A 10,307-nucleotide genomic window follows, 5' to 3' on the forward strand; every position below is an offset into this window, starting at 1 on the left:
TGCCCCCCTACTCGCCTGAGCTGCAGCCCGTGGAACGAACCTGGGGGCTGATTGATGGGGTGGTGGCCAATGGGCAGGTGGAGGATGAAGAGGCACTGTGGAGCAAAGTGGAAGCCCGCTGTGCCTATCTGCAGACCCAGCCGGACCTTATTCGGAGCCATACCCTCTTCCACTGGTGGCCGGGAGGATGATGAGGGAATGGATCAGAGGGATTTCTTATGATTTGTTACCGTTCGGTAACGAATCAACCCGACCGAAGTTATCCGCGTAGCGGAGGACGATACCGCCCCTTGTAAGAAAGACGCTTTTTTCGCCGACCGTTCGGTAGGGGTGTGCTCCAGGATTCAAAAAGACAACCTATGGCGTTTTTGGTTTTGTAAACTGTCTTTTTGAATCCGGTATAAGTCCAGTTTCAAGACAAACGGTAGCTCGTATATTTTTGTGCCCGGTTCAAAGTGAATGCGGCCCGATCAGGCCAGCAAAGGCCCCTATCGTAGTTTTTCGTTGATTTCAAGTTTCACTTAAGGGCTCTTGGGTCGAGGGCATCGCGCAGACCATCTCCGAGCAAATTGAAGGCCAGCACAGTTAACATGATGAATAGACCGGGGAAGATCATGGTCCAGGGGGAATTGAGTGCATAGCCACCCCGAAAGGCATCCGAGAGCATCGCGCCCCACTCGGGTGCGGGTGGCTGTGCGCCCAGGCCCAGGAAGCCTAGGGCGGCGGTCTCGAGCGTTGCGGTGCCAATGGAAAGGGTCGCCTGCACGATGATTGGGGGCAAGGCGTTGGGCAACAGGTGGCGCAGTAGAATCCGCCGGTTGGGTGCGCCCAGTGCTGTTGCAGCCTGCACATAGTCGAGTTCGCGGGCAGAAAGCACCACACTGCGGGCCAGCCGAATATAGACCGGAATCTGGGTAATGCTGACCGCAACCATGGCATTGGTCAGACTGGGCCCCACTACTGCCACAATGGCGATGGCCAGCAAAGTGCTGGGAAAAGCCAGCAAAATATCGGTAATCCAGCCAATCAAGATCTCGATTCCGCCCCTGAAGTACCCCGCAACCAGACCCAGCAAAGTGCCTATGGTCAGGCTTAGGGCTACGGCGACCAGCCCAACCTGTAGCGAAATTCGGCTGCCGTGAATCACACGGGTAAAAACGTCGCGCCCAAGGTTATCGGTGCCAAATACCCGCTCGGCAGAAGGGGGCTTCAGGCGATTGATGTAGTCGCGATCGGTAGCGGGATTGTAGGGCTTGAACACAGGCGCCAGCAACGCGAGCAAGATGAGAAAAACAGCCATTACCAACCCGATTTTTCCCGAGCTGGATTTCATGAAGCGCCGAATCGCCAATCGGGTTGGGGTATCGTTGGAGGTCTTGGGAGCAGTCGCTGTCAGGGCCATACCACCTCGCTCAACATGGAAAATTCAAGCCCATAGGAGGGAGAGGGTTGCTTTGGGTGAACGCAGTTTTTCATCGGTATTGAATCCTTGGGTCGAGCAGGGCATAAGATAGGTCTACCACCAGATTGACCACCACAAACACCAGGGCCACAAAAATAACCCCACCCTGCACGACCGGATAGTCGCGGTTGAGGATGCCTTCATAAATCCAGCTTCCGATGCCGGGCCAGCTAAAGATGGTTTCGGTCAGGATGGCGCCGCCCAAAAGAGTTCCGAACTGCAAGCCGATGATGGTCACGACGGGCAGGAGGGCGTTTTTGAGGGCATGGCGCCAGATTACCAGCCGTTCGGTCTGGCCTTTGGCTCGAGCGGTGCGCACGTAGTCCTGCGAGAGCACCTCGAGCATGGCCCCACGGGTGATGCGGGTCAGAATGGCCAGGGGGATGGTACCCAGGGTCATGGCGGGCAGAATCAGGTGCCGAACCACATCCCAGAAGCTCTGGGGCTGAAATAGCCCATCCAACACATAAAACCCGGTAATGGGCTTAAACACTGCATCCACATCAATGGAAAGCCGCCCGCCTGCGGGTAGCCACTGGAGGTTCACCGCAAACAGGTATACCAGCAGTAAGCCCAACCAAAAAACCGGTAGCGACACCCCTAAGAGCGAAAAGGAGGTGGCAAGATTGTCCAGGAGCGTGTTTTTGCGCACGGCAGCCAGGATTCCAAAGGGAATTCCGATGACAACCGCAAACAGGGTTGCGGCGATAGCCAACTCGAAGGTAGCAGGCCAGCGGCGGGCCAACTGCTCGTTGATGGTGAGTTGATTGAAAATGCTGGTGCCTAGATCGCCTCGCAGCAAGTTGCCCACAAACAACAGGTACTGTTCCCACAGCGGGCGCTCGAGGCCCAGCTTGCTGCGAAGCTCGGCAATGCGTTCGGGGCCAGCCCGCTCGCCTAGCATAACCACCGCCGGATCACCGGGGATCAGATGAAGAAATAAAAAAACCAGCAGTGAGATCCCAAACAAGACCGGGATGACACTCAACAAACGCCTGCCTGCATAAGACCACATGTGCCAGATACCTAACCTTTCAGATGATATATGCCTGGATTACAGTTGTGAAGTCCTGAAAAGTAATACCAGATTCGGTTAGTTCGTCACCCTTTGGTGACCAACTAACCCGACCGAAGTTATCCGCGTAGCGGAGGGCGATACCGCCCCTTGGAAGTTATCCGCGTAGCGGAGGGCGATACCGCCCCTTGGAAGGGAGACGCTTTCTTCGCCGACCGACAGTGAAGGGCCATCGGCCCCCGGCTAGCGCCGGTACTCAAGGGATAGGATTCAAAAAGACAGCCTCTGGTGTTTTTGGTTTTGTAAACTGTCTTTTTGAATCCGGTATAAAAGGTACTGCTACCGATGGCCTCCAATAAAAAGAGGGCGTAGCGAACTACGCCCTACAGAGGGTCTGTGGGTTTAGCGCTTGACGATATCCTCGAAGGACTCGCTGCCCAATGGGCTGGGAACCCAACCGCTTATGGAAGTGCGCTGAGCGATGAGGGGCTGGCTATGCACGATGGGGATGCGCAGGGCCAGGTTGAAGGTGATTTCGTCGGCCTGCTGGTAAAGCTTGACACGCTCGGCCTGGTTGGAACTGGCGGCACCCTTCGCTAGAACCTCATTGAGTTCCTTGATGTCCAGCTTGTTGCCCGCGCTATCGAAGAGGTCGGTGATGGGGGAGGCGAAGTGGGGATCGAAGAAGTTGGAAGGGTCGCCATAGTCACCCGTCCAACCCAGCATGTAGGCCTGGAAGCCTGGCGGGTTGCGGCGGTCGTTGAGGTAGGTGGCCCAGTCCTTGGTCTGGAATTTCACCCGGATGCCAATGGCCGAGAGGTCGGCGCCCATGGCTTCTGCAATTTCTTTGGGGGTGGGGAAGTAGGGGCGTGAAACCGGCATGTACCAGAACTCGAGGTCAAAGCCATTGGGATAGCCCGCTTCGGCCAGCATCTGCTTGGCCTTGGCGGGGTTGTATTCATAATCGGTCACTTTGGGCGAGTAGTAGGTCTTGAAGCTGCTGGGCATGAAGTGACCGTTGGTTACACCCAGGTCGCCCCAGAAAGCCTTGACGATTTCCTTTTTGTTGATGGCCATGGCGATGGCCTGGCGTACCCGCACATCGGAAAGCGGTTTGTAGCTGGGGTTCAAGGCCAGATAGCCCACATTGAAGCTGGGGCGGAAGACCGCGCGGAGGTTGCGGTCGTTTTGCAGATCTTTGAGGTTGGCTGGAGGAATGTCGGTGGTGAAGTCAATTGAGCCAGCCTTGAGCTCGGCCAGACGGGCGGCAGGGTCTTTAATGAAGCGGAACACCACGCCATCGCTCTTGGGCAGGCCCTTCTTCCAGAAGTTGGTGTTCTTTTCCAGGATCAGGCGGTCGCCGGGGCGCCATTCCTTGAACTTGAAGGGACCCGTACCGACCGCGCCTCCAGCAGCCGTGCCATATTTGGCCCCAGCAGCTTTGATCGCGGCGGGGCTGGCAATGCCGAAATAGCCAGAACCGATGGCCACCGGGAAGTAAGGCACGGGGCTATTGAAGGTGAAGCGTACGGTGTATTTATCCACCGCGCTCACACCTGCCAGAAAGCTGCCCTTGTCGCCCTTGTAGCCACCAAATAGCTCACCCCAGATTTCATAGTTGGAACCACCGCTGATGCGTGTGGGGTCTTTGGGATCCCACCAGCGGTTGACGTTGAACACCACCGCGTTGGCGTCAAAGTCGGTGCCATCGTGGAACTTGACCCCCTGGCGCAGACGGAATGTCCAGGTTTTGCCGTCTGGAGAGGCAAACCAACTGACCGCCAGCCCCGCCTGGGGATCGGTGGAGCCGGGTTTGAAATCTACTAGGGTATCGTAGATTTGCCGCTGGGCATAGATGGAAATTCCATCGGTGATATTGCCCGACTCGAGGCTTGCGGGCTCTCCGTTGGAGCCAAACACCAGGGTTTTTTGGGCCATGCCCAGGCTGCCCAATAGCCCAAGAGCCAAGATACCTAACAGCCGATATTTCATAATGGTTCCTCCTACCTTCGAGTTCACCCAATGAGCCGAAAACACATTAATTTGCGTTTTCAGCACTGGCTGAAATGGGCAAAACTCGGTAGCACAAACTACAGAGCGAAGTATACACCTGCCTGCTTATTCGTGAAGAGAGCCGAAAAAAATGAGCTCATGTTTGACGAAAGCAATCTGCTACCATAATCCTTACACCCGTTGGTTGGGGGTGCAACACATGCTTTTTTGTTTGTCCAGCTTGCTTCTGGCGAACCAGGAGGGCCAAACGTGGCCAGTGAAATTCAAAAACTAGAACTGATAGAGATCGAACCAAGTGAGCGCTACAGCGATGCGGCATTCTGGCGCAAGCTCCGGCGTTTTGCCCGTTACGCGGGCCGCGAGTTGGTGGAGAAGGCCCTGTGGCTCTACTACACCCTGCAGCACCCGGCCACCCCTGCCTGGGCCAAACGTACCATTGTAGGGGCTTTGGTCTACTTTTTGGTGCCCCTCGACCTGGTGGCCGACCTGGCGCCTTTGGTGGGCTTTACCGACGATCTGAGCGTGTTGTTGCTGGCGGTGGGCACTGTGGCTGCCCACATCACCCCGGATATCAAGGAGCAAGCCCGCCGCAAGGCCGATGAATGGTTTGGCTAGCGCTAGGCTCCGTCCCAGGGGCCGGGGGTTTGGTCGGGAATCTCCTGGGTTTGGGTATCGGTCTTGTAAAGCCGCATACCCCGGGCCAGGTAGTTGGCCAGGGCTGCCGGGCTATCCAGTGAGCAGGTGTGTACCCAGACCCTGTGGGCTCCGAGCCGCCAGGCCTCCTCGAGCGCACACGTGAGCAGATGGCCCCCCAGCCCCATCCCACTAAACTGCGTCAGCAGGCCAAAATAGACAATTTCGACATTCTCCTCGGGTTGCACCTCGAGCTGAAAGTAACCTGCCGGGGTGCCCTTCAGGTAGGCCACCCAGGTGTGCAGGTTGGGGTTCTGGGCATAGGCCCACCACTGCCGGTAGGTCCAGTGGGCCTTTTCGTACCAGTACCAGTTGCCCCCCACGCTTCGGTAGAGGAAGTGCTGCAACTCGGCGCAGGGAATTTCAGCTTTCATGACCAGAAGCCCCTCTATTTGTGCATGCTTGGGACGCAGTTCGTTGGGCGAGGTCATCTCGAGGTAATAGGTAGTAACTTCTGCCCGCATGGGCCGATTTTATCGGGGTGTTTTAGAGATTGACTACAGCGATGGAGTCTTTTGTGGCCATCGCCCTTACTTGAGCTTGTCCAGTAAATCCTGCCGCACCGGATGGAAGGCATCAAACACCACACTATCCTCGATAAAAAAAGCCTCGTGTTCCACCCCTGAGGGCACGTGGGCAATATCGCCGGGGCCAAGCTCGAGCCATTCTGCCCCAATCCGCAGCTTGAGCCGCCCCGAGACCACCAGGGTGATCTGTTCGTGGGGGTGGGCGTGGGGTGCTAAGGGCGAGCCTGCTTTACCCTCGGCCCGCATCAGCATGAGTTGTTCACCTGCAAAGGGGCGCAGCACCGCACCGGGCACCTCGAGGCCCGGCAGGCTGGCCGTGTGGGCAAATTTGGTTTTCATGACCCAACGCCTCCGATCCTTGATCTGGGCTAGAACCTAGTGCCCGCCCAGATAGGCCTCCTGAATCTCGGGCCGGGCTGCCAGCTCTTTGGCGGGGCCGCTCATGGCGAGGTGGCCGGTTTGCAAGACATAGCCCCGATGGGCAATCTGCAGGGCCAGGCGAGCGTTTTGTTCAACCAACAAAATGGTTTTGCCCTGCTGATTGAGCTTCTGGATAATCTCGAAAATAAAGTCTACCAGCACCGGAGCCAGCCCCATGGAGGGCTCGTCCATCAGCAAGAGCTTGGGGTCTTGCATCAGGGCCCGGCCGATGGCCAGCATCTGCTGCTCCCCACCCGACAGGGTGCCGCCCTTCTGGTGGCGGCGCTCGGCCAGCCGAGGAAACAGGGTAAAAGCCTGTTCTTTGCGCTCCTGCACCACCTTGGGGTCGCTGATCAGAAAGCCGCCCATCTCGAGGTTCTCCTCCACGGTCATGCGGGGGAAGATGCGCCGCCCTTCGGGCACATGCCCGATGCCAAGCCCCACAATTTTGTCGGCGGGCAGTTTATGGATGGGGTTGCCCTGGTACACCACCTCCCCTTTGCGAGGTTTGTTCATGCCGCTGATGGTGCGAAGTGTGGTGCTTTTGCCAGCGCCGTTGGCGCCGATCAGGGTCACGATCTCGCCTTCTTCCACCGTGAGCGATACCCCTTTGAGCGCGTGGATGTGCCCGTAGTAGGTATGGATGTCCTTAACTTCAAGCAGAGGCATGCGTCCCTCCGGCCTGTCCGGCTGCGCCCTTGCCCAAGTAGGCCTCGATCACCTTGGGGTTGCTGCGAATTTCCGCCGGTAACCCCTCGGCAATCTTGGAGCCGTACTCGAGCACCGCAATCCGATCCGAGATGCTCATCACCATGGCCATATCGTGCTCAATAAGTACGATGGTCAGGCCCAGGTCGTCGCGCAGCTTGCACACCCGCGCCTTAAGGTCTTCGGTTTCCTGCTCGTTCATGCCGGCGGCGGGCTCGTCCAAAAAGAGCAGCTTGGGCTCTAAGGCCAGAGCCCGGGCGATCTCGAGCCTGCGTTGCTCGCCATACGAAAGCCCTGAGGCCAGTTCCTCGGCCCGCCTGTCTAAGTTCATGTAGGCCAGCAGCTCCATGGCCCGCGCTTTGGCCTTCTTTTCCGCCAGATGAAAACGCGGGGTATGTAGCAGGACATCAAAATAGGTCTGGTGGGTATGGCTATGATGGCCTACCAACACGTTTTCCAAAACCGTCATGGCCTTGAAGAGGCGGATGTTTTGGAAAGTGCGGCCAATGCCGTTGCGGGCGACCCAGTCGGGCGAGCGACCGGTGATATCGCGCCCAAAAAAAATCACCCTCCCGGTATCCGGCTTGTAGATGCCGGTGAGCAAATTGAAAAAGGTGGTTTTACCCGCGCCGTTGGGGCCAATGACCGAGAAAATCTCTCTGGACCGCACCTGCAGACTTACATCGTTTACGGCCACCAACCCGCCGAATTTTTTGGTGGCGTTCTGGACGTCTAGGGCCAGTTCGCTCATTTGCCACCCCCTTCCTGGGCCTCCTGACGGGCTTCTTGTAGCTCGGCTCTGTGTCTTTGTTCGGGTATCAGCCCTTCGGGCCGGAAGATCATCATCAGGATCAGAATCAAACCAAACACCAGGCGTTCATACTTTGCAGGGTTGAGCTGGGGGGCAGGTTGGCCATGTTGTAGCCCAGAATGTTAACACCGGTCTGCCGCCAGGTGTTGAGCAAGTCGGAGAAGTCCTTGAGGATGCCGATGTTGAGTACGGTTACGGCAGCAGCACCCACCACCGCCCCGCCAATGGAGCCCATACCGCCCAGAATTACAAAGGCCAGAATGTTGATGGAGGCTTGCAAGGTAAACGACTCGGGGCTTACGAAGGTCTGCTTGGCAGCAAACACCGCACCCATAATGCCGGAAAAAGCCGCCCCCGTTGCAAAAGCCAGCAGCTTGGAGGGCAACAGTGGAATGCCCATGGCTTTGGCGGCGATTTCGTCCTCGCGAATGGCCACCCAGGCCCGTCCAAAGCGTGAGTTGGCCAGCCGAATGTTGACCAGAACCACGATGCCAATTACCAGCAGCACCAGTAGGTAGAAGAAAAACGAGTAGGCGATGGGCTCGTCGATGGGGCGCCCATACAGGCGTTCCGCCCCGATGGCTTTTAGAAACTCGGTGAGCGGCCCCACCTCAGGCCGGTTGACCGGCGTGATGCCTTGGGGGCCGTTGGTGATGTTCCAGGGTTTATCGAGGTTGTTGGCGAATACCCGCACCACCTCGCCCAGCCCCAGGGTTACGATGGCCAGATAGTCGCCCCTAAGCCTCAAGGCGGGCAGACCGATGAGTACGCCGGTGATGGCGGCGGTGATGATGGCCAGGGCCATGAACAAGTACAGGTAGTTGCCCGGCAGACCACCGGCAGGAAAACCGTCAATAAACGCGGAAGCCTGGGGCGAGCCAAAGATGCCCCAGGTATAAGCCCCTATGGCGAAAAAGGCGGCAAAACCCAGGTCGAGCAAACCGGCCTGGCCCACCACTACGTTCAGACCCAGGGCCAGCGCGGCAAAAATTCCAATCTGGATGCCCAGTTCAAACAAAAACGAGTTGGTAAGCCCGGCAATGGGCACCGCTATAAACAGGATGGCTACGCCCAGGGCGATGCGCACCAGATTGCTCAGGTTGGGCAGCAAAAAAGCCGCTACCAGCACGCCCAAGAGGCCATAAAAGGCCAGTTTGTCGTCGGGGTTGAGGCGCAACAGGATGGTCAGGGTAAGGGCCAGGACAGCCAGCAAGCCAGAGCGCCAGGGGGCAGGTATTTTGCCCAGGCTCACCAATCCCACCGAGATCAGCAAGGCGAGGTTGGTCAAACCGTTTTGCGGCATCAGCAAGGCCCCTAGAATGGAGAGGGCCGTGAAAGCGAGGGTGAAAGGAAAAATAAACCGGTTCATACCTTTTCGCTCACATTCTGGCCAAAGATGCCCTGGGGTCTAAAAAGCAAGAGCAAAACCAGGGTCAGGAAGGCGAACACATCTTTGTACTCGGTACCGAAATTGCCGTTGGTGAGGAAGGGCAGGTAGGTGCCCGAGAGGGTCTCGAGCTGCCCCAGAATCAGACCCCCGACCATGGCCCCGGGTATGTTGCCAATGCCGCCCAGAACTGCTGAAGTAAAGGCTTTGAGCCCGGGCAACACCCCGGAATAGGGGGTTACATTGGTGTAGAGCAGGCCAAACAAGACCCCGGCCACCCCGCCCAGAGAACCCCCGACCAAAAAAGTGCGCGAAATGATGGTGTCGGGGTTAATACCCATGAGCGCAGCCGTCTGCATATCCTGGGAGACGGCCCGGATGGCCTTGCCAAGCTTGGTGCGGTTGACCAGGTAGGTGAGCCCGATCAGCATCAGAATCGAGACCACAATGACGATAATGCCCTTGACTTGAACAGTGGTTTCTAGGGGAAGCTCGAGCACAGTGTTGAGAGCATCGAAAGTGCGGTACTGCATGTTGAACTCATTGTGCCGGAGTGCGGCGTAGATTCGGGTCAGGTCTTGCAACAAGAAAGAGACCCCGATGGCGGTAATCATGGGTACCAAAATGCTCTTGCTACCGCGCTTGCGCAGCGGACGGTAGGCAAAACGCTCCACAAGCACGGCCATGATGCCCGAGCCTATCGCAGCAAAAACCAGGGCCACCAGCAATAGCAAGAAAGGATTGGAAATTACTGGGGCTTCGGGGTTGCCCCAGAAGCGGAAAACCTCGAGGCCGATCACTGCTCCGATCATAAAAACCTCGGAGTGCGCAAAGTTAATCAGCCCCAACACCCCGTAAACCATGGTATAGCCCAACGCCACCATGGCGTACACAAAGCCCAGCAAGAGCCCCTCGAGGAAAGTTTGCGGCAGGATGGCAAACAGATCGGCAACCGTCAAGTAAAACCTCCTATATTAGATTATACGAATGCACGCATATTTACTCATACGCAGATGCATTCTTTCCAGCTTTAGCCTGCCAGAGTATATCGGTTGCCGGTTGGGCTGACAACGGGGGTCACGGCGATAGGTCAAAGCATCAAATCTGACTCTGGGGTCAGTTTTGGGCTGGATCTGATAACGGATTCAAAAAGACAGTTTACAAAACCAAAAACCCCATAGGCTGTCTTTTTGAATCCTAGAGCACACCCCTCCCTTGAGTACCGGCGCTAGCCGGGGGCCGATGGCCCTTCACTGTCGGTCGGCGAAGAA

At 57.2% G+C, this 10,307-nt stretch carries 12 protein-coding genes; 2 read left to right on the top strand and 10 right to left on the bottom strand.

The features are described 5' to 3' along the window. On the top strand, positions 1–191 hold a 191-nt coding region (locus tag Mhypo_RS18210), incomplete at its 5' end, for a hypothetical protein (RefSeq protein ID WP_206074939.1). 326 nt (positions 192–517) lie between these two features. On the opposite strand, the gene Mhypo_RS15655 is transcribed toward Mhypo_RS18210, so the two are convergent. From Mhypo_RS15655 to Mhypo_RS15665, 3 genes are all read right to left on the bottom strand, one after another. Further along, on the bottom strand, positions 518–1,402 hold the full coding sequence (locus tag Mhypo_RS15655; protein WP_119342201.1) for an ABC transporter permease: 885 nt from the start codon (positions 1,400–1,402) through the stop codon (positions 518–520). A 70-nt stretch (positions 1,403–1,472) separates the two neighbouring features. Beyond that, the gene (locus Mhypo_RS15660; protein ID WP_119342202.1) at positions 1,473–2,477 is read right to left on the bottom strand and encodes an ABC transporter permease; all 1,005 of its coding nucleotides are present in this window, start codon (positions 2,475–2,477) and stop codon (positions 1,473–1,475) included. Between the two features lie 402 nt (positions 2,478–2,879). After that, positions 2,880–4,469 (bottom strand): ABC transporter substrate-binding protein, encoded by a 1,590-nt coding sequence (locus Mhypo_RS15665; RefSeq protein ID WP_119342203.1) that lies wholly within the window; start codon positions 4,467–4,469, stop codon positions 2,880–2,882. Between the two features lie 270 nt (positions 4,470–4,739). On the opposite strand from Mhypo_RS15665, the gene Mhypo_RS15670 reads away from it, so the two are divergent. Next, entirely contained in the window at positions 4,740–5,105 is a 366-nt protein-coding gene (locus Mhypo_RS15670; RefSeq protein WP_119342204.1) for a YkvA family protein, read from the top strand. Between the two features lie 2 nt (positions 5,106–5,107). Here Mhypo_RS15670 and Mhypo_RS15675 read toward each other — a convergent pair whose 3' ends face one another. The 7 genes from Mhypo_RS15675 to Mhypo_RS15700 all read right to left on the bottom strand — a co-directional run bounded on the left by Mhypo_RS15675 (position 5,108) and on the right by Mhypo_RS15700 (position 9,995). Continuing rightward, complete coding sequence (locus tag Mhypo_RS15675; RefSeq protein WP_119342205.1) at positions 5,108–5,647, bottom strand: GNAT family N-acetyltransferase; 540 nt, start codon at positions 5,645–5,647, stop codon at positions 5,108–5,110. 66 nt (positions 5,648–5,713) lie between these two features. Next, positions 5,714–6,049, bottom strand: a complete 336-nt coding sequence (locus tag Mhypo_RS15680) for a cupin domain-containing protein (RefSeq protein ID WP_119342206.1) — start codon at positions 6,047–6,049, stop codon at positions 5,714–5,716. A 36-nt stretch (positions 6,050–6,085) separates the two neighbouring features. Next, positions 6,086–6,799, bottom strand: a complete 714-nt coding sequence (locus tag Mhypo_RS15685) for an ABC transporter ATP-binding protein (RefSeq protein WP_119342207.1) — start codon at positions 6,797–6,799, stop codon at positions 6,086–6,088. Then, positions 6,786–7,589, bottom strand: a complete 804-nt coding sequence (locus Mhypo_RS15690) for an ABC transporter ATP-binding protein (RefSeq protein ID WP_119342208.1) — start codon at positions 7,587–7,589, stop codon at positions 6,786–6,788. The genes Mhypo_RS15685 and Mhypo_RS15690 overlap by 14 nt, the downstream gene beginning before the upstream one ends. Beyond that, complete coding sequence (locus Mhypo_RS18910; protein WP_420846001.1) at positions 7,586–7,708, bottom strand: hypothetical protein; 123 nt, start codon at positions 7,706–7,708, stop codon at positions 7,586–7,588. The genes Mhypo_RS15690 and Mhypo_RS18910 overlap by 4 nt, the downstream gene beginning before the upstream one ends. Then, positions 7,696–9,018: a branched-chain amino acid ABC transporter permease gene (locus tag Mhypo_RS15695; RefSeq protein ID WP_420846002.1), complete on the bottom strand. Its 1,323-nt coding sequence runs from the start codon at positions 9,016–9,018 to the stop codon at positions 7,696–7,698. The genes Mhypo_RS18910 and Mhypo_RS15695 overlap by 13 nt, the downstream gene beginning before the upstream one ends. Continuing rightward, positions 9,015–9,995, bottom strand: a complete 981-nt coding sequence (locus Mhypo_RS15700) for a branched-chain amino acid ABC transporter permease (protein ID WP_119342209.1) — start codon at positions 9,993–9,995, stop codon at positions 9,015–9,017. Before Mhypo_RS15700 ends, Mhypo_RS15695 begins: the two co-directional genes overlap by 4 nt. Positions 9,996–10,307: the final 312 nt, after the last annotated feature.

Source organism: Meiothermus hypogaeus, assembly GCF_003574035.1.
Lineage (GTDB): Bacteria > Deinococcota > Deinococci > Deinococcales > Thermaceae > Meiothermus > Meiothermus hypogaeus.

Coding starts and splice junctions, on each gene's coding strand:
- Mhypo_RS15655 (WP_119342201.1), bottom strand. CDS start 1,402: ATGGCCCTGACAGCGACTGCTCCCAAGACCTCCAACGATACCCCAACC.
- Mhypo_RS15680 (WP_119342206.1), bottom strand. CDS start 6,049: ATGAAAACCAAATTTGCCCACACGGCCAGCCTGCCGGGCCTCGAGGTG.
- Mhypo_RS15675 (WP_119342205.1), bottom strand. CDS start 5,647: ATGCGGGCAGAAGTTACTACCTATTACCTCGAGATGACCTCGCCCAAC.
- Mhypo_RS15690 (WP_119342208.1), bottom strand. CDS start 7,589: ATGAGCGAACTGGCCCTAGACGTCCAGAACGCCACCAAAAAATTCGGC.
- Mhypo_RS15660 (WP_119342202.1), bottom strand. CDS start 2,477: ATGTGGTCTTATGCAGGCAGGCGTTTGTTGAGTGTCATCCCGGTCTTG.
- Mhypo_RS15685 (WP_119342207.1), bottom strand. CDS start 6,799: ATGCCTCTGCTTGAAGTTAAGGACATCCATACCTACTACGGGCACATC.
- Mhypo_RS15695 (WP_420846002.1), bottom strand. CDS start 9,018: ATGAACCGGTTTATTTTTCCTTTCACCCTCGCTTTCACGGCCCTCTCC.
- Mhypo_RS15665 (WP_119342203.1), bottom strand. CDS start 4,469: ATGAAATATCGGCTGTTAGGTATCTTGGCTCTTGGGCTATTGGGCAGC.